General features: G+C 64.8%; 19 protein-coding genes. 9 read left to right on the top strand and 10 right to left on the bottom strand.

Going from position 1 to position 21,760, the window contains the following annotated elements:
- Positions 1-908: 908 nt before the first annotated feature.
- The 6 genes from QO014_RS01730 to QO014_RS01705 all read left to right on the top strand — a co-directional run bounded on the left by QO014_RS01730 (position 909) and on the right by QO014_RS01705 (position 5,493).
- Positions 909-1,688 carry an alpha/beta fold hydrolase gene (locus tag QO014_RS01730; protein ID WP_266346922.1) on the top strand — a complete coding sequence of 260 codons (780 nt, stop codon included), beginning with the start codon at positions 909-911 and terminating at the stop codon, positions 1,686-1,688.
- 57 nt (positions 1,689-1,745) lie between these two features.
- A complete protein-coding gene (locus QO014_RS01725; RefSeq protein ID WP_266346921.1) occupies positions 1,746-2,504 on the top strand; it encodes an SDR family oxidoreductase in 759 nt (252 codons plus the stop codon).
- A gap of 62 nt (positions 2,505-2,566) precedes the next feature.
- Positions 2,567-3,538, top strand: coding sequence for an alpha/beta fold hydrolase (locus QO014_RS01720; protein ID WP_266346920.1), 972 nt, complete (start codon positions 2,567-2,569; stop codon positions 3,536-3,538).
- Between the two features lie 60 nt (positions 3,539-3,598).
- Positions 3,599-4,012, top strand: a complete 414-nt coding sequence (locus QO014_RS01715) for a cupin domain-containing protein (protein WP_266346919.1) — start codon at positions 3,599-3,601, stop codon at positions 4,010-4,012.
- Positions 4,013-4,248: 236 nt separating this feature from the next.
- Positions 4,249-4,686 (top strand): glutathione S-transferase C-terminal domain-containing protein, encoded by a 438-nt coding sequence (locus tag QO014_RS01710; protein ID WP_266346918.1) that lies wholly within the window; start codon positions 4,249-4,251, stop codon positions 4,684-4,686.
- A gap of 54 nt (positions 4,687-4,740) precedes the next feature.
- Positions 4,741-5,493: an SDR family NAD(P)-dependent oxidoreductase gene (locus QO014_RS01705; protein WP_266346917.1), complete on the top strand. Its 753-nt coding sequence runs from the start codon at positions 4,741-4,743 to the stop codon at positions 5,491-5,493.
- A 144-nt stretch (positions 5,494-5,637) separates the two neighbouring features.
- Here the strand turns inward: QO014_RS01705 and QO014_RS01700 are convergent, their stop codons facing one another.
- From QO014_RS01700 to QO014_RS01690, 3 genes are read right to left on the bottom strand one after another with little or no spacing between them, the layout of a single operon-like run.
- Positions 5,638-6,312, bottom strand: a complete 675-nt coding sequence (locus tag QO014_RS01700) for a response regulator transcription factor (protein ID WP_266346916.1) — start codon at positions 6,310-6,312, stop codon at positions 5,638-5,640.
- Positions 6,302-6,691 carry a response regulator gene (locus QO014_RS01695; protein WP_266346915.1) on the bottom strand — a complete coding sequence of 130 codons (390 nt, stop codon included), beginning with the start codon at positions 6,689-6,691 and terminating at the stop codon, positions 6,302-6,304. The genes QO014_RS01700 and QO014_RS01695 overlap by 11 nt, the downstream gene beginning before the upstream one ends.
- Positions 6,684-7,334, bottom strand: a complete 651-nt coding sequence (locus tag QO014_RS01690) for a response regulator transcription factor (RefSeq protein ID WP_266346914.1) — start codon at positions 7,332-7,334, stop codon at positions 6,684-6,686. The genes QO014_RS01695 and QO014_RS01690 overlap by 8 nt, the downstream gene beginning before the upstream one ends.
- A 390-nt stretch (positions 7,335-7,724) precedes the next feature.
- On the opposite strand from QO014_RS01690, the gene QO014_RS01685 reads away from it, so the two are divergent.
- From QO014_RS01685 to QO014_RS01675, 3 genes are all read left to right on the top strand, one after another.
- Positions 7,725-12,440: a PAS domain-containing protein gene (locus tag QO014_RS01685; RefSeq protein ID WP_266346913.1), complete on the top strand. Its 4,716-nt coding sequence runs from the start codon at positions 7,725-7,727 to the stop codon at positions 12,438-12,440.
- A 513-nt stretch (positions 12,441-12,953) separates the two neighbouring features.
- Positions 12,954-14,345 (top strand): DUF3300 domain-containing protein, encoded by a 1,392-nt coding sequence (locus QO014_RS01680; RefSeq protein WP_266346912.1) that lies wholly within the window; start codon positions 12,954-12,956, stop codon positions 14,343-14,345.
- Positions 14,346-14,356: 11 nt separating this feature from the next.
- Positions 14,357-15,271, top strand: coding sequence for a DUF2950 domain-containing protein (locus tag QO014_RS01675; protein WP_266346911.1), 915 nt, complete (start codon positions 14,357-14,359; stop codon positions 15,269-15,271).
- 27 nt (positions 15,272-15,298) lie between these two features.
- On the opposite strand, the gene QO014_RS01670 is transcribed toward QO014_RS01675, so the two are convergent.
- From QO014_RS01670 to QO014_RS01640, 7 genes are all read right to left on the bottom strand, one after another.
- A complete protein-coding gene (locus QO014_RS01670; protein ID WP_266346910.1) occupies positions 15,299-16,327 on the bottom strand; it encodes a helix-turn-helix domain-containing protein in 1,029 nt (342 codons plus the stop codon).
- Positions 16,328-16,518: 191 nt separating this feature from the next.
- Positions 16,519-17,361 carry a sulfate ABC transporter permease subunit CysW gene (cysW, locus tag QO014_RS01665; RefSeq protein ID WP_266347760.1) on the bottom strand — a complete coding sequence of 281 codons (843 nt, stop codon included), beginning with the start codon at positions 17,359-17,361 and terminating at the stop codon, positions 16,519-16,521.
- Positions 17,362-17,363: 2 nt separating this feature from the next.
- The gene (gene cysT / locus QO014_RS01660; RefSeq protein WP_266347759.1) at positions 17,364-18,227 is read right to left on the bottom strand and encodes a sulfate ABC transporter permease subunit CysT; all 864 of its coding nucleotides are present in this window, start codon (positions 18,225-18,227) and stop codon (positions 17,364-17,366) included.
- Between the two features lie 17 nt (positions 18,228-18,244).
- Complete coding sequence (gene cysP, locus QO014_RS01655; RefSeq protein WP_266346909.1) at positions 18,245-19,252, bottom strand: thiosulfate ABC transporter substrate-binding protein CysP; 1,008 nt, start codon at positions 19,250-19,252, stop codon at positions 18,245-18,247.
- 165 nt (positions 19,253-19,417) lie between these two features.
- Positions 19,418-19,699: a TM2 domain-containing protein gene (locus tag QO014_RS01650; RefSeq protein WP_266346908.1), complete on the bottom strand. Its 282-nt coding sequence runs from the start codon at positions 19,697-19,699 to the stop codon at positions 19,418-19,420.
- Between the two features lie 33 nt (positions 19,700-19,732).
- On the bottom strand, positions 19,733-20,455 hold the full coding sequence (locus tag QO014_RS01645; RefSeq protein ID WP_266346907.1) for an ABC transporter ATP-binding protein: 723 nt from the start codon (positions 20,453-20,455) through the stop codon (positions 19,733-19,735).
- Positions 20,452-21,720 carry a lipoprotein-releasing ABC transporter permease subunit gene (locus QO014_RS01640; RefSeq protein ID WP_266346906.1) on the bottom strand — a complete coding sequence of 423 codons (1,269 nt, stop codon included), beginning with the start codon at positions 21,718-21,720 and terminating at the stop codon, positions 20,452-20,454. The genes QO014_RS01645 and QO014_RS01640 overlap by 4 nt, the downstream gene beginning before the upstream one ends.
- Positions 21,721-21,760 lie beyond the last annotated feature (40 nt).

Here is a 21,760-nt window from a genome sequence, read left to right as displayed (position 1 = left end):
GTCGCTGGTCCGGTCTGCACCAGCCGACCGGAGCCAATCGGAATCGGCACCAGACTGTGAGCGCGAGGCAGTGGACTTGAAGTGCACCGCCTCGCTATTCGGCCGGTCTTCGGATAGCGATGACCGGTCCGCGATTGCCAAGCCCCGCAGGGCCACCGGAGTGAGCGGACGGCGGCGGGAGGGCGAAGCGCTACTTCGGCTCCGGCGACATTCCCGCGTCGTCATCCCTGACACTGACGACAATCACAGGGAAACAACCCCCGCGACGTCCACCAGGGACGCGACCATACCGGCCCGGCCAGCGTCGTCGTTCGAGCCCGCGGACATGTTGCTGCAGCCCGGTCCTCGCTGCTCCGACGAGCGAGCCGAGCGCCGGTGCTGCAACCATTGAGCGCCCACCCGCGGAACGACTAAGCGCCGATGCTGCGACCTGGATCAAGTTGCCGAGGTCGTGCAGGTCGCCGGTCGAGTTCAGTCCATCTTCCAGCAATGGTGATCCTCGGGCAGTTGCCGCCGCCGCTCCGTGGCGATTGCGCCTGGCGCGCTGCCCCCTCGCGGAACATTCTGAATTCTCCTCTGCGTCTCCGATCGCGCGTTCACCGAGGCGATTGATCTCGTGCGTCTGAAATCGACCGGGCATTAGGCGAGGACCGACAAGACGTCGGGATGGTCATGCCGATCGATCGGATTGGCGTGACCTGCACCCGGCCGCACGTCGCCATCCTCTGCCAGGCATCAGCCCAACCGCTCGACAGTCAGCCCGCGCCTCCGCGGCCGGTCGACCGCGCCTGGTCGCGAGGTCCGACTAGACCTTGGCATGGCGGTGGCTGTCCGTTCGCCCAATGGTTGCAACGCCAGCCCCGAGCGCATTGTCGAACCCGTCGGCCATCCCGGCCATGGAGGTAGCAATGCACTCGATCCTACGAACCCTGCTGCTCGGCACGTCGTTCGCGCTTGCAGCCAGCGCCGCGGCGAGAGCCGCCGAGTCGAAACCGACGATCATCCTGGTACATGGCGCATTCGCCGAGTCCTCCAGTTGGGACGGCGTCCTCGCCCAGCTTGGCCGCGACGGTTATCACGCGATTGCCGCGGCCAATCCGCTGCGCGGCGTGAAGTCCGACGCCCAATCGGTTTCGTCCCTGATCGCGTCGACCGAAGGGCCAATCGTCCTCGTCGGCCATTCCTATGGCGGCCCTGTCATCACCGAGGCGGCCAACGGGAAGAGCAAGGTGAAGGCGCTCGTCTATGTCGCCGCCTTCGCCCCGGAACCCGGCGAATCCAGCGCGTCGCTGTCCGTCAAGTTTCCCGGCAGCACACTCGACAAAGCCTTGCTCTCCGTGCCGCTGCCCGAGGGTGGACAGGACCTCTATATCCGGCCCGAGAAGTTCCGGGCTCAGTTCGCAGCCGATCTCCCTGCAGCCGAGGTTCGGCTGATGGCAGCGACGCAGCGGCCGATCAAAGCCGCAGCGCTTGCGGAGCCCTCCGGCGCCGCCAGTTGGAAGACCATCCCCTCCTACGTGATCTACGGCTCGGACGATCGCAACATTCCGGCCGCGGTCATGAAGTTCATGGCCGAGCGCGCCCATGCCGTGAAGACGGTCGAGATCGACGGCGCTTCCCACGCCCTGATGGTCTCGCATCCCCGCGAAGTCGCCTCGCTCATTGAGGACGCCGCCAAGGCGCGCTGATGCGACAGCACGCCTCCCTGCCTTCCTCCAAATCCTAACCAGAACAAGGAGATCGACATGAAGATCGTCATCATCGGCGGCACTGGCCTTGTCGGCTCGAAGACCACCGAACGGCTGCGCAAGAAGGGCCACGACGTGTTGCCCGCCTCTCCGAACAGCGGCGTCAATACGCTGACCGGTGAAGGGCTCGCGGCAGCGCTCGCGGCCGCGGACATTGTCATCGACCTCGCAAACTCGCCGTCCTTCGAGGACAAGGCCGTGCTCGAGTTCTTCCAGACGGCTGGCCGCAACCTCCTCTCGGCCGAGACCGAAGCCGGCGTGAAGCATCACATCGCGCTTTCGGTCGTCGGCGCCGAACGACTTCCCGATAGCGGTTATCTGCGCGCGAAGGTGGCGCAGGAAAAGCTGATCCGGCAGTCGGGTCTGCCCTTCACGATCGTTCACTCGACGCAGTTCTTCGAGTTTCTTGGCGCGATCGCCCAGTCGGGGACGGTCGGCGATACGGCCACCGTTCCCTCGGCGCTGTTCCAGCCGATCGCCTCCGACGACGTCGCCGATGTGATGGCCGATGTTGCGCTCGCGCCGCCGGTCAACGGCGTGATCGAGATCGGCGGGCCGGAAGCCGTGCGTATGAGCGACCTTGTGGCCCGGTTCCTGAAAGCGACTGGTGATCCGCGTCAGGTCATCGCCGATCCCCACGCCCGCTATTTCGGCACCGAGCTCGACGACCGCTCGCTCGTGCCCGGCGCCGGCGCGCGGCTCGGGTCGATCCGCTTCGAGGACTGGTTCCGCCTATCCGCCACGACGCGGCGCTAGCGCGCAGAGCGAGGTAGCGCGGCCCCTACTGTGCGCGGCCTCGCATCCGAAGGAGACAAACCATGACAACCAGCATCCCTGCCGTCGACGTCTCGAGACGAGAGGTCCTCACAGGCGCTCTTGCCGCGGCACTCGCGGCATCTCTGCCAACACCCGCTTCGGCAGCGGCCGACGGGACCTTCAATACCCACGAAACATCAGGAGAGACGAAAATGGACACGATCACCACGAAAGACGGCACCAGAATCTTCTACAAGGACTGGGGTAGCGGCCCCGTCGTTACCTTCGCCCATGGCTGGCCGCTCAACGCCGACGCCTGGGACGGCCAGATGCTGTTCCTCGCCCAGAATGGCTTCAGGGTCATCGCGCATGACCGTCGCGGCCATGGCCGATCCGAGCAGGCCTCCTCAGGCAACGACATGGACACCTACGCCGACGATTTCGCCGCCCTGGCCGAGGCGCTCGATCTGCGGGACATCGTCATGGTCGGTCATTCCACCGGCGGCGGCGAGGTGGCACGCTATATCGGCCGGCATGGAACCAGGCGCGTCGCCAAGGCCGTGCTGATCAGTGCCGTTCCACCGATCATGATCAAGACCGCAGCCAATCCCGAGGGTCTGCCGAAAGACGTCTTCGACACGATCCGCGCCGGCGTCTCCAGCAACCGCTCGCAATTCTACCGGGAGTTCGGCGTCGCCTTCTATAGTGCGAACCGTCCCGGCGCCACGATCCCCCAATCCATCCTCGATCAGTTCTGGCTCTGGTGCATGCAGGTCGGAATCAAGAACGCCTATGAGTGCGTGAAGGCATTCTCGGAGACCGACTTCACCGCCGATCTCGCGAAATTCGACGTGCCCACACTGATCATGCACGGCGAGGACGACCAGATCGTCCCGATCGATGATGCAGGCCGGAAATCCGCCAAGCTCATCCGCGGCGCCAAGGCGATCTTCTATCCAGGCGCGCCACACGGCCTCACCGCCACGCACCGAGACCAGATCAACGCTGATCTACTCGCCTTCATCAAGGTCTAGCGCCCGATCGCGGCCGACGGCCGCGATCTCCCGCGCCTCCCCGCAAAAATGGAACCGATCATGAGAAAAGCCCTCATCATTCCTGCAGCTTTCGCCTTGCTCGCGGTATTGCCCGCATCGGCAAACGAAGCCCACGGCGACAAGGTTACGCTGGTCTACGACCAGAAGCTCCCCAATGCCCCCGGCAAGAGCATGCGCGTCGTTCTGGTGGAATACGCGCCAGGCGGTACGTCGTCCGGCCACACGCACCCCAACTCCGCCTTCATCTACGCACGCGTTCTGGATGGCGCCATCCGCAGCAAGGTGAACAACGGGCCGGTCACGACCTACAGCGCCGGCGAGGCCTTCTCGGAATTCCCCGGCGATCGCCACGGTGTCAGCGAGAACGCCAGCAAGACCGAGCCGGCCAAACTGCTGGCGGTCTTCGTGGTCGATACCGACGAGACCGAACTCACTACACCCTTTGACGAATGAAGCGCCCCGCAGTCGCCGCCGACGCCGTCCTCAACGGCGGCATTGGCGGCGACGCTCGCCAGCAGAGATGATGATGAAACTCTATTATAGCCCCCTCGCCTGCAGCCTCGCCGATCACATCGCCCTGCTCGAAGCAGGCGTCGTCTTCGAGCGCGAACGCGTCGATCTCGCGACGAAGCGAACCGCATCCGGTATCAATCTCGCCACGATCACGCCGAAGGCCTATGTCCCGGTGCTTGTCCTCGACAGTGGGCGAGGTGCTGACGGAGAATATCGCGATCCTCGACTGGCTCGCGGCCGAATACCCCGTTCTCGGCGTTGCCGGCCCGCTCGGTCGAACGCGCCTGATCGAGGCGCTCGCATTCGTCTCCACCGAGATCCACCGGAGCTTCAAGCCGATGTGGCACGCTGCGACGGACGCCGAACGGTCGCGCGCCAGCGCCCAAATCTCGGCACTTCTCAATCAGATCTCCGACACCCTCGCCGGCGCCTATCTCTTCGGCGATCGACCAAGCGTCGCCGATTTCTACCTCTTCGTCATGCTGCTTTGGGCAAAGCGGTTCGATGTGGAGACCCCCGGGCGCCTGACGTCGCTCCGTGAACGCCTCATCCGCCGGCCTGCGGTCGAGGCCGCGCTGCGGCATGAAGGTCTTCTCGCTGCGCTTGTCGAATGACGCCGCCAATCGGCGGAGCCTGCTGCAGCCAATTTCGATAGCAAGGATGACATCATGTCCGACATGGATGGCAAAGTCGTACTCATCACGGGAGGCAGCTCCGGCATCGGCCGTGCCACGGCCCTCCATCTCGCCGGCATGGGCGCGCAGGTCGCCGTGACCGGACGTCGGCGAAGTGCGCTCGACGCTTTGGTTGCGGGCAATCCCAACCTGATGGCGATCGTGGCCGACACTGGCATCCCGGACGACGCGGCACATACAATCGACGCTGTCGTCGGCAAGTGGCGCCGCCTGGATGTCCTGATCAACAATGCCGGCGCCGGTGCGCTGCTGCCTCTGCACGAAGTGACGGCCAGCAGAATCTCCGACATTCTGGCCGTAAATGTCATCGGTCCGAGTTTGCTGGCGAAGGTAGCGCTTCCGCATCTGACGGAGACCCAAGGCTCCGTCATCAATGTTTCGAGCACATTCGGCCACAAGGCCGGCACCGGCCTCTCGCACTATGCGGCCAGCAAAGCGGCGCTCGAGCACCTGACCCGCTGCTGGGCGCTCGAACTGGCACCGCTCGGTATCCGGGTCAATGCCGTTGCCGCAGGCCCGACGGCGTCCGGAGCGCTAACCGGTATGATGGGGCTCTCCCCGGAGCACGCCGCCGTCATCGAAGAGGCAGAACGGGAGCAGATTCCTTTGAAGCGCCGCGGTACGCCGGACGATATCGCTGCGTGGATCAGCCATTTGGTTGGCCCCGCAGGAGCGTGGGTCACCGGACAGGTCATCTCCGTCGACGGTGGGCTTGGCCTCACCTGAATGCTGGAGCTCTGGCCGGCAACGCGCAGGGCCGTGTGATGGAACCGGCCAACAGGACGTCTCGTCGGCGCCTTGTGGGGTCCCTGCCATTGCAGGATTGAGGGTCTCCGAGCGCCGCGTCCGCTTGTCTCGCCCTCAAGCACTTCAGGTGGAATGTGGCAGTGTCTGCCAGGCGCGGATGAGTTCGCCGAGCGAGGCCACCTCCATCTTCCGCATGACATTGCCGCGATGAAGCTTGACCGTCACCTCGCTGATGCCAAGGTCGAAGGCGATCTGTTTGTTGACACGGCCACGCGCCACGAAATCGAGCACCTCGCGTTCGCGCGGCGTGAGCGTCGCCAGTCGCTCGATATTGCGCCGGGCGACCAACGCCTCCATGCGCCTTTGCTCGTCGAGAGCGATTGCCGCGACCACGGCGTCGAGCAGCGTCTGGTCGCGGACCGGTTTCGTCAGGAAGTCGACGGCGCCGCCCTTCATCGCCTGGACGGTCATCGGAATATCGCCATGCCCGGTCAGGAATATGACCGGCTTCGGATTCCCGTCGCGCACCAGTTGGTTCTGAAGGTCGAGGCCACTCGAACCCGGCATGCGCACGTCGAGGATCAGGCAGCCGGGTCGGGCGAGTATGTCTGTCTCGAGCAGTTCTCGTGTCGACGCAAAGGCGGCAGTCTCGTAGCCCGCCGATGCGAGGAGCTCCTCAAGAGCTTGGCGGACGGCAGCATCATCATCGACGATCGTGACGAGTGGCTCATGCGTCTCGCTCGGCCGAGACGTTGCCTGCCCGCTGGTTCGCGGCGGGAGTGCCTGGTCATTCCTCATGCTCACCCTCCAGTTCTTGTTGCTCCAGAGCCTTGGCGATCGCATCAAGCAGGGCCACGACATCGAACGGTTTGCGAAAGACGGCACCCAGGCGCGGCGCTCGCTCTCGGTCGGCGATCTCATGACGGCCCGTTATGAGAAAGACGGGAAGATCCGGACGCGTGCGCTTGACCACCTCGCGGAGCTCGAGCCCGTCCATCCCCGGCATGCCGATGTCGGTGATGACGAGATCGAGATCGGAGACGCCGTGATTCAGCAGGTGTCGGGCGCTGGCAAAGCCCACAAAACCATATCCGGACGACTCAAGCAGATTCTCAAGCGATCCGATCACCGAGGGATCGTCGTCGACAACGGCCACGACCGCTTTGCGCCTACCCATCCCGGTCTTCTCCTATGCGCCGGGACTTCGCGATCGGGATGTCTAGCCGCCCTGCGATGCGCACGAGATCGGCGAAGGACGCAGCCATCATCTTCTGCATGACATTTCGCCTGTGGAACTCGAGCGTCGCCTCGCTGATCCCCAGTTCCGCCGCCGCCTGCTTGTTCAGCAGCCCGCCGACCACCAGTTGCAGCACCTGACGTTCCCGCGGCGTCAACGCGTCGAGGCGCTGCCGCAAGCCGCTCAGTTCGGCCCTGTCGGCCCGTTGCCTTCGATCCTCGCCGATCGCCGTTGCCACGGCCGTCATCAGCTCGGCATCGCTGAAGGGCTTGGTCAGAAAGTCGACTGCGCCCCGTTTGATCGCGCGCACGGAGGAAGGAATGTCGCCATGTCCGGTAATGAAGACAATCGGCGGATGATCTTCGCCGGCAATTTGCTGCTGCAGGTCGAGCCCGTTAATATCGGGCAGTTCGACGTCGAGGATCAGGCATGCCGGGCGAGCCGGCTTCTCTGCAGCAATATAAGCTCTGGCCGACTCGAATCCGACGGAATCGGTGCCATGGGATGCAAGCAACTCCCCAAGAGCCTCCCGGATCGCGGCATCGTCATCGACGATGAAAACAATATGGTCGGCTGATGTCATGATGAGGTCTTCGAGGTGGGTGCGGCAGTTCGCGGCTCCTGCCGATCGTTCCCCGCACGCCAGGCCAATACTCCGCTCATGACTGATCTCCTACCACACGGACTGACGGAGCTCAGACGGCTCAAGCGACTCACCTTGCGGCCGACCGGGAATGCCGGCTCCGTCATGTGCTGGCGAGTCTAGTTCCGATCGATCATGGCCGCATCTGCGGGAAATCCATGGGTTCCTGCCGCAGCCACACGATCGCGCGCCCGGCCGGTCCGAGACGGCCGCTCGGGTCAACCGGCAGCACGGGTGATCCTCCGAAGCGACCTCCGGATGCCGGGGGACCCAAGGATTTCCATGGGATGACAGCCCCTTCATCGGATTGTACCTTTCAAGCAGGCAGGGGTGCGAGGCCAGTCGACCGCGGGCAGGTCGGAGCGAACACATTGGCGGCACTCCCCGAGGGAACGGCCCATGACAAGCATGGCTGGTGCATCTGACGCCGAGATCCTGCAAGCAGCGAGGATCGTCGAAGGCGTGGTCGGAAACGCCTGGGCGACCGATCCTCATGGCCGCTTCATCTATGTGACGCCGGCTGCTCTGGACTATCTCGACCTCACGCTCGCGACGTTGAACGAGCCCCCGGATGGAGCCAGCTTCGGGTGGAAGCACGTCATCCACCCCGACGACTATCTCGCCGCCGCCGCCGCATGGCGCCATGCCCTCCAGACCGGCGAGCGCTATGTTTGCGAACATCGCATGCTGCGGCCGACCGGCTCCTATGTCTGGTCGAAGAGTTCCGGCCAGCCGCTCCGTGACGGCAGCGCCCGGATCATCGGATGGTATGGGACGGTACTCGACGGCAATGCGGCGGGCGACGTGGTCAGGCCGGCCAACGGCACCTCCGCGCCGCGCACGAATACAGCGCCGGACATGGCGCTCGTTCATCCCCACGACCGATCGTCGGTCGACCAGGCTTCGGCACGAGCCTTCTTCCACGGCGTTCCGCAGGTCACGTCCTATCGGCAACGGCAGCCCGATGGCAGCTACCGCTGGACCGAATTGCGTATCGAGCCGCCATATGGCGCGAGCGTCGAGCCGGGCGTCGCGGTGGCGATGCAGGACCAGCCTTGGACCACCGCGCCGTCGATCGGCGAAACGGCGGAAGCCGTGCGCGCGGCGCGGATCATCGAGAACCTCTATGGCGGCGCCTGGGCGCTGGATGCGCGTGGCCTGTTCACCTACGCGACCCCCACGACTCAGACGTCCATCGGCATGACGCTCGACGATCTCAATCGATCGACGGGCGGAGCTGACTTCATTGACGGTGGAGAGCAGGGCTGGAAGCGGACCGTCCATCCGGATGACTATGAGCAGATGGCAACCGAATTTCGCCACGGGCTCCGGACGGGAACGGCGTGGAATGTGGAATACCGCATCCTGCGCGCCAATGGCGACTATGTCTGGCATCGCGTCGGCGCTCGTCCGACACATGACAGCCAGGGACGGCTCACGGGCTGGTATGGCATCTCGCTCGATATCGATGTCTACAAGCGGACCGAAGCCGCTTTGCGCGAACGCGAACGCGAGCTGTCACAGCTCGTCAACATGGTTCCGAGCCATTTGTGGTGCCTGACGGCCGAGGGCGAGCCGACTTTTCTCAACCAGCGCATGATCGACTATCTCGGAATGACGCTGGAGGATTTCGGCCCGTCGGGCCGGGCGCGGCTCGACGCTCTGATCGCAGCAGCGCATCCCGAGGATGCTCCGGCGCTCCGCGATGCGTTGATGCACAGCTTGATGTCCGGCGAGCCATTCTCCCTGCGCTATCGCTTGCGTCGCGCCGACGGAGTCTATCGATGGATGTCCAGTCGCGCCGAGCCGTTGCGTGATCAGGCAGGCAATATCGTACAATGGTACGCTCTCTGCCACGACATTGATGATCAAATGAAGGCGGAGCAGGCGCTGCAACGCAGCGAGCGTGAGCTCTCCCAGCTCGTCTACATGATACCGAGCCATGTCTGGCGCCTGGACCAGCGGGGCGAACCGAACTTCTTCAATCGGCGCATGATCGATTTCATTGGCCTGGATGTGGATGATCTCGACCGGCCAAATGACGGTCGACTGTCCGAACTGATCGGCGTCATCGTCCATCCCGACGATGTCGAGCGGGTGAGTGCGGCGCTCCGCGACTCGCTGGCGAATGGCGAGACCTTCTCGCTGAACTGCCGCCTGCGGCGCTCCGATGGCCAATATCGCTGGATGTCAAGCCGCGCGGAGCCGCTACGCGACGAGGCCGGGCATATCGTCCAGTGGTACGGCCTTTCTCACGACATCGACGACCAGATCCGTGCGGAGGAGTCGATCCGTCTTGGGAAGCGCGAGCTCCAGCATCTGATTGATACAGTGCCGGTCCAGATCTGGTGCGTCACACCGGGAGGTGAGCCCGCCTATATCAACAAGACCATGGCGAACTATATCGGCCTCAAGCTCGGCGACTTCGAGGCCGAAGGCGGACTGCCGAGCGCGATCGACAAGATTGTGCATCCGGAGGACAGGGAGGCCCTGTTCGGCGCACTCAGCCATTCCTTCGCCACTGGCGAGCCGTTCGAGCTGAAGTTTCGCAACTTGCGGTGGGACGGAACCTATCGCTGGACAGAGGGGCGTGCGGAGCCGCTTCGCGACGAAACAGGCCGCATCATCCGCTGGTACGGGGCCAATGTCGACATCGACGACATGGTGGCCACAGAGCTGGCGCTCCGTCGACGGGAAGGAGAGCTTTCGCATCTGATCAATATGGTGCCGAGCTATCTCTGGCGGCTGACGGCCGGCGGCAAGCCAAACTTCTTCAATCGACGCCTCGCAGAGTTTTTGGGCTACGACGTGTCCGACGCCGATCAGCCACAAACCGATCGACTCGCCGGGCTCATCGAAAACTCGGTTCACTCTGACGACGCTGCCAAGGTCAGCGCGGCGTTCGAGCACTCAATTGCGGCCGGCGAGCGCTTCTCGATGAAATTCCGGCTGCGCCGTGCGGACGGCGTCTACCGGTGGATGGACGCGGGCGCCGATCCACTGCGCGACGAACGCGGCGACATCGTCCAGTGGTTCGGTTTCTGCCACGATATCGACGAACAGACGCGTCTCTACAGCGACGTTGCGGAGCGTGAGGCTCGGATACGGCGACTGGTCGATTCCGACATCATCGGCATCGTGATTTGGGATCTGGATGGAACGCTCATCGATGCCAACGATGCCTTTCTCAAGATGGTTCGCTACGACCGCGAGGACGTGGAGCGCGGGATAAACTGGTTCGATATGACTCCGCCCGATTGGCAAGAGGTTCACGCCCAGGAAGAGGCCGAAGAACTCGCGAGGACGGGCAAGATGCTGGCTCGCGAGAAGGAGTACTTCCGAAAGGATGGGACGCGCGTTCCCGTCCTGATCGGCGCGGCGTGCTTCGAAGGGCAGTCCCAGCGGGGCGTCGCCTATATCCTGGACCTGACGGAACGAAAGCGCGCAGAAGAGGCACTGCACCAGAGCAAGCAGCAGCTTGAGCAGATGATCGACACGCTGCCGATCAACATTCTCAGTTTTGCCCCCTCGGGCCGGCTCACCTATGCCAGCCGACGCTATCACGACACGGTCGGAGCGCCCCGCGTGGAGGACTTCGAGGCGCTCGCCCGGGAGATAGCGCACCCTGAAGACCTGCCGGTCATGCTGCGCAGAGCCTTGAGCGGCTTTGCGACGGGCGAGCCTTTCGTCAATCGCTTTCGCCGGTTGTGCAGCGACGGTCTCTACCGATGGATCGAAGCGCGAGCGCAAGCCTTGCGAGATCCAGCCGGCGCGATCGTGCAGTGGTACATCGTTTCCATCGACATCGAGGACGAGATGCGCGCACAGGAGGCGCTTCGTGAACGCGAGCGTTTCCTTTGGCAACTCGTCGAGACGCTGCCAGCCATGATCGATTGCGCAGCACCCAACGGCGAACCCGTCTATCGAAGCCAGCAATTGCGCGAATTCCTCGGCTACAATCTCGAGGAACTCGACGGAACGGGCAAATCCCGCCTGGCCGGCACGCTCGAAGCCGGCGTGCATCCCGACGACCTTGCCGGCGTCAAGGAGCGCTACGCCCAATCACTGACGACCGGCGAACCCTATGCGCGCAGGCATCGTCTGCGCCGCTTCGACGGCGTCTATCGCTGGGTCGAGACGCGGGCCGGTCCGATGCGCGACGCCGCGGGGACCATCGTGCAGTGGAACGTCATCTGCCTCGACATCGACAGCGAGGTCCACGCCGAGGAAGCGCTCCGCCTTGCCCGCGAGCGATTGTCCCGCGCCAGCCAGGCCGCCAGCCTGGCCGAGCTTTCGGCCTCGATCGCGCATGAAGTGAACCAGCCGCTTGCGGCGATCATTGCTAATTCGCATGCCTGCCACCGCTGGCTGACCGGCACGCCGCCCAACATCGAACGCGCGGTCACTACGGCGGAACGGATCATTCGCGATGCCAATCGGGCCGCGGACATTGTGAGCCGCATCCGGGCGCTGTTCAGGCAATCGAGCGTCGTCAGACATCCGACAGCGTTCGACGGCTTCATCCGGGAAGCCTGCAATCTGATGTCCGAGGAGGCGATGCGCAGCCGTATCCGCATCGACATCGAAGTCGATGCCGGGCTTCCGCCGGTGGCCCTCGACCGTGTCCAGTTGCAGCAGGTCGTGATCAATTTGATCCGCAATGCTATCGAGGCAATGGAAACCGTAGACGGCAAGCGCGCGCTCGGCATTCGCGCGCGCCGAGTCGGCGAACAGGTTTACACCGAGATCAGCGATCTCGGCCCCGGGCTTGCTGATCCGGAGAAGGTCTTCGAGCCCTTCTACACCACGAAGTCGAGCGGAATGGGCATGGGCCTCGCGATCTGCCGTTCGATCGTCGAGGCACATGGCGGAAGGCTATGGGTCGAACCCAACACGCCGATCGGAGCGAAATTCGTCTTCGTATTGCCGGTCGAGCCGGTGCCGGCCAGCACAGAGCAGCGCCAAGAGTCGCACGTCGGCGGCGGCCCGGATGATGGTTACTCGTCGAACGGGCCGACGCCCAATCCCCAAAGCAAGCCGGCATGAGCGCATCTTTGGACCAATCCCTCTCGCTGCATTCTGCAATTTTCGGCACGCGTTCAGCCCGCCAGCGACAGGCAATAGTGGGAAACTCCCGACACGCTGATGCGCGCAAGCGGCCCAATCCGGGCTCGTCCGGCGTCATCCGGCTAGTCCCGGCTAATACCGCTAAGCTCCGGCAGATATTGGATGGGTCTCCACCGCTGTCGCAGACCGGACACCCATCGAATCCCTCGCCGCCCGCACGGACCGCCTTCAGCACTGACGGGTTCCGAGGGAACGCGACGCCAGGCCATGGCTTGTTGAGGCCGACATCTATTCTTGTCGAGGCGAGACAAGTTTATGAATTCGGCGGCGCCATCATGCCGCGCTTTCTTCACCGCTGAACTTTCTTTCGTACCGCCAAGCTTTCCTGCTAATCTGGCGATGGTTCCGAACGTCATGACGATGCCTCATGACAGCAAACATTATCGGAGGACGCCAATGTACGGCCGGCTGAACATCAAGAGCCCGCACGGTTTGGCACTTTTTCTGCTTGCCGCCACATCCTTGACGACGATGTCGTCGATCGGGCGCGCGGCCGAGACTCCACCGCCGCCCGCGGCGCAGACGGCGCCGGCAGTTCCAACCGCGCCGCCCGTCGACGCGGCACCGGCCGACCAGGCCGCCGCTGCGGCGCCCGCAGCCGACCTTTTCACCCAGGCGGAGCTGCGCAAGCTGCTCGCGCCCTTCGCGCTCTATCCCGACGCGCTGCTGGCGCAATTGCTGCCCGCCTGCGCCTATCCAGTCGACATCGTCCAGGCCGCGCGCTGGATCGACAAGAACAAGGCGGCCGTCGCCAAGGGCGATTTCTCCAGCGCCGACACGCAGAACTGGGATCCCTCGGTCAAGGCGCTCGTGCGCTTCCCCGACATCATCGCCAAGCTGAACGACGATCTGGACCTGACGACCGATCTCGGCGACGCCTTCGTCAACCAGCCGGAAGACGTGGCGAGCATGATCCAGGACCTGCGCCGCGAGGCGCAGAAGGCGGGCAGCCTCAAGACGACCAAGCAGCAGAAAGTCAGCGTCCAGGATCAGGGCGGGACGAATTACGTCGTCATCGAGCCGGCTGATCCGGGCGTGATCTACGTACCCGTCTACGATCCGGCCACGGTCTATTACGACAGTGGCGACGCGCTCGCGGCCGGCGTGATCGGCTTCGGCGTCGGGGTCGCCGTCGGCGCCATCGTCAACAATCCCTGGGACTGGAATCGCGGCTGGGTCTATCCGCCGCGCTGGGCCGGCTATCCCGGTTATCGCCCGGGCTATGGCGGCGGCAACGTGAATATCGGCAACGAGATCAATATAGGCAGCGGCAATACGCGGCCCTGGCGGCCGGACAATGACCGCTATCGTCCCGGACAGGGCAGCAAGCCCGCGCTCGCCAACCGGCCGTCCGGTTCACGGACCAGCAATGCCGCCCGTCCCGGCGCCGCAGGCCGTCCGGACGGGTCGGTGCCGCGGATCGGCGGTGGCGAGGGCGGCGCGAAGCTCGGCGCGGCCGGCGCCGGCGCCAAGGTCGGCGGCGGCGAGGCCCGTGCGCGCGCCGAGGCCGGCGCGGGCAATCGCCAGGCCACGAGCGGCAAGGTGACGACCAAGAAGCAGGCCGCCGCGCCGAAAAAGCAGGCTGCCGCAGCCAAGAAGAGCGCCGCCCCGGCCAAGCGACCGGCGGCTCAGCAGCGTCCGGCGCGCGACACCGCCTTCAGCGGCGCCGATTATGGTGGTCGCGCCTCCGGGGCGATGTCGAACCGCGGCGCGGCGAGCCGGCAATCGATCTCGCGGCCTCAAGGCGGCAACAGGCCCGCCGTGAACCGCGGCGGTGGCGGCCGGCAGATGGGCGGCGGTGGTGGCGGCGGACGCAGGCGTTGAGGAGAATGGCCATGATGAATGATCGCACTTCGCTTCTCGGCGCCCTTATCGCGGCGGGACTTTCGCTCGCCGCCTTCCCTGCCCTGGCGCAGCAGGTCTTCCCAACACCCGAGGCGGCCTCCGCCGCGCTGGTCGAGGCGGCCAAGGCGCCCGGCAACCATCTGCTCGACAAGATCTTCGGGCCGGGCGGCGAAGACCTGCTCTCCTCCGGCGATCCCGCCGTCGACAGTGACCGCCTCTCGGCCTTTCTCGATCTCGCCTCCAGGGGCATGGCCGTGATCGACGGCAAGGACGGGGAGAAGCTGCTGACCTACGGGCAGAACCAGTGGTCGTTCCCGATCCCGCTCAAATCGGGGCCGTCGGGCTGGACCTTCGATCTCGCCGCCGGCCGGCAGGCCGTCACGGACCGGGAAATCGGCCGCAACGAACTGCTGACCATTGCCGCCTGCGCGGATTATGTCGCCGCGCAGAACGAGTATTTCGGTTCCCTCCATGATGACGAGCCGGTGCAGCAATACGCTCAGCACTTTATCAGCACGCCCGGGCTGCATGACGGCCTGTTCTGGGAGCCAGAGACGCAGGCCGATCGCAGTCCGCTCGGCGACAGGATCGCGGCCGCGACGGTCAGGACCGGCGAGGCCGAGGGCGCGCCGCGTTCCTATCAGGGCTATTTCTATCGCATCCTGACGCGCCAGGGGCCGGAGGCGCCCGGCGGCGCCTATGACTACATGGTGAACGGCCGCCTGCTCGCCGGCTATGCGCTCGTCGCTTATCCGGAGAAATGGGGCGAGACCGGTATCATGACGTTCCTGTGCGACCAGCGCGGCAATGTCTATGAGCGCAATCTCGGCCCTTCAACGGCCAAGACGGCTGCGGCGATCCGGGCCTTCAATCCCGGCCCCGACTGGCAGGTCGTGCCGGAATAGGCACGCTGCCGGCCGGAAACACCGCGCTCAGACCTGCAGGCGCCGGAGCAGCATGTCGAAATCATCGGGCTCCCGTTCGAGGGCGCCCATCGTCCATGGCAGCAACGGCCGGCCGGCGGCGCCGGCCTGGCGCGCATCGCTCGGGCTGAAGCCGAACACGTTCTTGAACGAACGGCTGAAGCTCGAAAGATCCCGGAAGGCGAGCGCCTGCGCGACGCTGGAAACCGTCCGCGTTGGATCGGGCTCCGACAGCGCCGCAAGCGCTGCAAGCAGGCGCTGGCGCTGGATATAGGCGGCCACGCCGCCCAGATCCTCGAACAGCCGATAGAGCCGGGAACGCGAAATGCCCACAGCCCGGCAGAGACCGTCCGGAGAAAGATCGGGAGCGCCGAGATTCTGGCGGATATAGCGGCGGATGCGCGCGCGCAGCGTCATGTCGATCGTCCGCTCCGCCTCGGCAAGCGCGTCCGGATTCGACGCGGCGAGGGCTGCGAGCAAGACCCGCGTCGCCTCGGTCACCGCGCCCCGCTCCGCCGCCGTCACGCGCGGCAGGTTGCGGGCGAGGATCTGCATATAATCCGCGACGATGCGGGCGAGCCCGCTATCGGGAACATCGGCGGGTAGGGAATCAAGGGCCTGCTCGAGACCGGGGAACAGATCCCGGCACACATAGAGCAGCAGCATTTCCGGGTCTTCGCTGACATGGTCGAACGGCAGGCCGAGGGGCCGCATCCGCAGCGTCCAGGACCCCGCCCCGCCTGCAGTCGATTCGGATCGGCCCGTCAGCAACAGGCACCAATGGTCGACCGGGTCTTTCTGGCGGTTCTGGTAGCGGCGCAGATAGCCCTGGCCGGGCAGCTCCGCGCGCATGAAGGCCATGCTCTGCAGGTCCCAGATCGTCAGGTCGGCGGCAAAGCCGCTCTCCGGCGCCGAGACGAGCGAAATATCCGCCGCGCCGCCGACAAAGGTGCGCCAGGCATCGAACTGATCGTGCTTCGGAATGGCGGACGAATTGAAGCGAATCGGATTGAGCGGCCGTGCCGCGTCGGCAGTCATGAAAGGACTTCCCCAACCTCCTCGCGGGTTGGAAACCTGTCCGGATTCCGCCCGCCATCATCACGCCCTGACGGCGAACGCCGCATACTGCCCGCCGTGGTGATGAGCCGGAGATTATGGCCGTTTTGGGCCGCCGTTCCGTTTGCGGCATCCGTATGCGTCAGGGAGACGACGATCAGCCGGCAAAAGCGTCAGTGGCCCTCGCCGATCCGCGCCTCGAGGATCAGCTTCACCACCAGCGTAACGAGCGCCACCAGCGTCAGCACCGAGGCAGCCGCGAAGGCGCCGGCGGTGTTGTAATCGTGATAGAGCAGCTCGATCTGCAGCGGCAACGTGTTGGTCTCGCCGCGAATGCTGCCGGAGACGATCGAGACGGCGCCGAACTCGCCCAGCACGCGGGCATTGCAGAGCACGATGCCGTAGAGCAGGCCCCAGCGAATATTGGGCAGCGTCACGCGGAAGAAGATCTGCCGTCCATGCGCGCCGAGCGTCGCCGCGACCTCCTCATCGTCATTGCCCTGCAGCGTCATCAGCGGGATCAATTCGCGCGCGACGAAGGGCGCGGTGACGAACATCGAGGCCAGCACGATGCCCGGAAGGGCGAACATGATCTTCAGATCATGCGCGTCGAGGAACGGGCCGAGCAGCCCCTGCCCGCCATAGACGAACAGATAGGCAATGCCGGCGACGATCGGCGAGACCGAGAAGGGCAGTTCGACGATGGCGAGCAGCAGCTTGCGTCCGGGGAAGCGGAACTTGGCGATTGCCCAGGCGGCGGCGATGCCGAACAGCGTATTGATCGGCACCACGATCAGCGCCGTGACGAGGCTGAGCCCGATCGCGGCGCGGGTATCGGAGGTCGACAGCGAGCCCAAGAACGCGCCGAACCCCTGGCTGCCGGCCTGGATCAGGATGACGCCGACCGGTGCGATGATGACGATCGCCGTCAAGAGCAGGACGATGCCGATGATCAGGCGGCGGCCATCGACGAGGCGCCGCGCCGGTCCGGCGCTCGGCGGGGAATGGGCCACCATGCTCATCGGCGATCGCCCTCATGGCGGCGCGCATAGGCCTGCAGCGCATTGGTGACGACGAGCATGATGAAGGCGGTGCCGAGCATCACGGTCGCGATCGCCGCCGCGGCCGGATAGTCATATTCCTCGATCTTGATGAAGGCGACGAGCGCCGTGATCTCGGAGACATAGGGCTGGTTGCCGGCGATGAAGATCACCGCGCCGAATTCGCCGAGCGAGCGGGCGAAGGCGAGCGACACGCCGGCGAGCAGCGCAGGCACGAGGATTGGCAGCACGACACGGCGGAAGACGGTGAACGCGCCGGCGCCGAGAGTCCGCGCGGCCTCCTCGACCGCGGAATCGAGTTCCTCCAGCACGGGCTGTAAGGTGCGCACGATGAAGGGCAGGCTCGTGAAGGCCATGGCGACGGCGATGCCGATCGGCGTATAGGCGACCTTGATCCCCATCGCGAGCAGAGGCGCGCCGAACCAGCCATTCTTCGCGAACAATGCCGTCAGCGCGATGCCGGCGACGGCGGTCGGCAGCGCGAATGGCAGATCGACGATCGCGTCGAGCAGGCGCCGGCCGGGAAAATCATAGCGCACCAGCACCCAAGCGAGCATGAAGCCGTAGACGGTGTTGAAGGCAGTCGCGAGCGCCGCCGACAGCAGCGTCACACGATAGCTCGCCAGCGCGCGCGGCGAGGTCACGACCTGCCAGTAATCGGCAAAGCCGAGGCCGGCGCCGACGAAGATCAGCGTCGCCAGCGGCAGGCAGATGACCAGCGCGGCATAGACCAGCGTCACGCCCAGCGAAAGGCGAAAGCCGGGAACGACCCGGCCTTGCTTGACGGCGCTCGCTGCGGGGCCGGCGAGCGGCCGGCCTATGGCTTGATCGAGGACGGTCACGTGCCGGCGAGCAGGCGATCCAGCACGCCATCGGAGCCGAACTGCTTCTTCGTCACGTCGGCCCAGCTGCCGAACACCTCGTCGACCGTCACCAGACGAACCTTGGGGAAGCTGTCGGCGAACTTGGCCGCCACGGCCTCGTTGCGCACCCGGTTGCCGTTCTCGGCCAGAATGGTCTGGCCTTCCGGCGTGTAGAGGAAATTGAGGTAGTCGGTGGCGAGCTGACGCGAGCCGCGCTTGTCGGCGACCTTGTCGACAACCGCGACGGGGAAATCGGCCAGCAGGCTGACGGAGGGGGTGACGGTCTGGAACTTGTCGTCCCCGAACTCCTTGCGAATGCCCATGGTCTCCGTCTCGAAGGTGATCAGCACGTCGCCGACCTCACGCTCGACGAAGGTCGTCGTGGCGGCGCGGCCGCCCGTATCGAACACCGGGACGTTCGACAGGAACTTCTTCATGAAGGCCTCGACCTTCGCGTCGTCGTTGCCGAACTTCTCCTTCGCATAGGCCATCGCGGCCAGATAGGTGTAGCGCGCATTGCCCGATGTCTTGGGGTTCGGGAAGACGAGCTTGACGTCGTCGCGGACGAGATCGTCCCAATCCTTGATGTTCTTGGGATTGCCGGCGCGGACGAGGAAGACGGGCAGCGAATAATAAGGCGAGGCGTGGTTCGGGAACTTGGCCTGCCAGTCGGCGGCGACGAAGCCCTTGTCGGCCAGCACCTGCACGTCGGTGGTCTGGTTGAAGGTCACGACGTCGGCGTCGAGGCCTTCCAGGATCGAGCGCGCCTGCTTCGAGGAGCCGGCATGGGACTGGTCGATCGTGACCGTCTTGCCGGTGTCCTTGGCGTATTTCTCGACGAAGGCCTTGTCGACCGCGACGAAGAGCTCGCGCGACACGTCATAGGAGGCGTTGAGGATCTTGGTGGGTTCCTCGGCCGAGGCGGTGGCGAAACCGCCGAGGGCGAAGACGGCCGCAGCCGTCAGGATCGAAATCGAGCGCATCGTCGTCCCCGTTCGAAAAGCAGAGGGACGAACCCTCCGACCAGATTGGACGGGCAAACTAACAAACGAAAACCGCGACTTCGAGGAACGACAATCCCATTTCAGACGTCTGGGCGGATCGTCGTTCTACCGGCGCACCATATCAGCGGATATCCTGCCGTGGCGTCAGCCCTGCAGCATCTGGAACGCCAGACGGTCGCGAATTTGCTGCTGGCGCTCGCGGATCATGCCGGGGATCAGGAAGATGTCGACGAGGATCCAGACGAAGCCGATCACGATGAAATAGCTCAGGATCTGCAGCACTGCTGATTTGGGGCGTCCGAGATAGAAGCGGTGCGCCGAGACGAACCAGAGGAAGAGCCAGAACAGATAGGCGACGACGATGTTCGGGCCTTCATTCGTCACGCGCTGCTCGATGAGGAGCTTGTCCTGCGTGGTCAGCGACATGCGATGCTTCCTGGATTGGCGTTTGTGGTCGGCCTAGAACTCGACGATCTTGCCGGCGTTCAGCGTTATGCGGCGATCCATGCGTTCCGCCAAGTCCATATTGTGGGTGACGATCAGCGCCGCGAGTCCCGAGGCGCGCACCAGCGCCGCGAGCGCGTCGAAGACGTAATGGGCGGTGGTCGGATCGAGATTGCCGGTCGGCTCGTCGGCGAGAAGAATGCGCGGCGCATTGGCGACCGCGCGCGCGATGGCGACACGCTGTTGCTCGCCGCCGGAAAGCTCCGACGGACGGTGATCCTTGCGCTCGCCGAGCCGCATATAGGAGAGCAGTTCGGCCGCACGCTTCGCCGCCTCGGCCTTGGAGAGGCCGCGGATCAGTTGCGGCATCATCACGTTTTCCAGCGCCGAGAATTCCGGCAGCAGATGGTGGAACTGATAGACGAAGCCGATCTGCAGTCTGCGGATGATGGTGCGGTTGGCGTCGTTCAATTCGCCGAGCGGCTTCTCGTCGATGAAGACGTCGCCGGCATCGGGCTTTTCGAGCAGGCCCGCCACATGCAGCAGCGTCGACTTGCCGGCGCCAGAGGGCGCAACGAGCGCGACCAGTTCGCCCGGATAGACCGAGAGATTGGCGCCGCTCAATATGTTGAGCCGCCCCGCGCCTTCCTTGTAATGGCGCTCTATGCCGGCAAGGCGCAGCACGGGAACGCGCTTCGTAGCCGTGGGTCTCGACAAGGTGCTCGCCTGTTCGCTCATTCGTATCGCAATGCCTCGACGGGATCGAGCCTGGCGGCCCGCCATGCCGGGTAGAGCGTCGCGAGATAGGACAGCACCAGCGCCATGACGACGATGGAGATCGTCTCGCCGGCGTTCATGTCGGCGGGCAGGCGCGAGAGATAATAGAGCTCGGGCGAGAAGATCTCGGTCCGCGTGATCCACGAGACGAACTGGCGGATCGATTCGATATTGAGGCAGACGATCATGCCGAGGATCACGCCGACAAAGGTGCCGACGGTGCCGATCGCCGCCCCGGTGATGAAGAACACGCGCAGGATGGCGCCGCGCGTCGCGCCCATGGTGCGCAGGATCGCGATGTCGTGGCCCTTGTCCTTCACCAGCATGGTGAGGCCGGAAATGATGTTGAGGGCCGCGACCAGCACGATCAGGGTCAGAATCATGAACATCATGTTGCGCTCGACCTCCAGCGCGGAGAAGAACGTCATGTTCCTCTGGCGCCAATCGCTCAGCAGCACAGGCCGGCCCGCAGCCTTCTCGAGCTCATCGCGCATCGCCCCGGTCTGGTCGGCATCGTCGAGATAGATCTCGATCGCAGTCGCCTTGTCGTCCTGGTTGAAATAGGCCTGCGCCTCGGCGAACGGCATGAAGACGAAGGAGGAATCATATTCCGACATGCCGATCTCGAAGATCGCCACGATCGGATAGGCCTTCACGCGCGGCGTCACCCCCATGGGAGTCACGGCGCCGCGCGGCGAGACCAGCGTGATCTTGTCGCCGATCGAAAGGCCGAGCGAGGTCGCGAGCCGCGTTCCGATCGCCACGCCATTGGCGCTGTCGAAATTGTCGAGCGTGCCGAGCTTCACATTCTTCGAGACGCCGGGGATCGCCGGCAGATCCTCGGCGCGAATGCCGCGCACCAGCGCGCCGCTCGATGCCGAGGCGCCCGAGGCCAGCACCTGGCCCTCGACGAAGGGGATCGCCGCCTTGACGCCCTTCACCATCGCAAGCCGGGCGCTCACATCGGCGAAATCTGTCAGTGGCGTATCGATTGGCTGCAGGATCACATGGCCGTTAATGCCGAGGATCTTGCCGATCAGCTCACCGCGAAAGCCATTCATCACCGCCATGACAATGATGAGCGTCGCGACGCCCAGCATGATGCCGATGAAGGAGAAGCCGGCAATGATCGAGATGAACGTCTCGCGGCGCCGCGCGCGAAGATAGCGCAGCGCCAGCATCCATTCGAAGGCTGAAAAAGGCTTGGTGCCGGTCGGCTCCGCCATTCCTGTCCTATCCGCGGCGCGAGCGCGCCGTTCAAAAGCC

The organism is Kaistia dalseonensis (assembly GCF_030814715.1).
Taxonomy (GTDB): domain Bacteria; phylum Pseudomonadota; class Alphaproteobacteria; order Rhizobiales; family Kaistiaceae; genus Kaistia; species Kaistia dalseonensis.
Note: the sequence above shows the minus strand (reverse complement) of the source record. Positions and strands in the feature narration are given on the sequence as shown.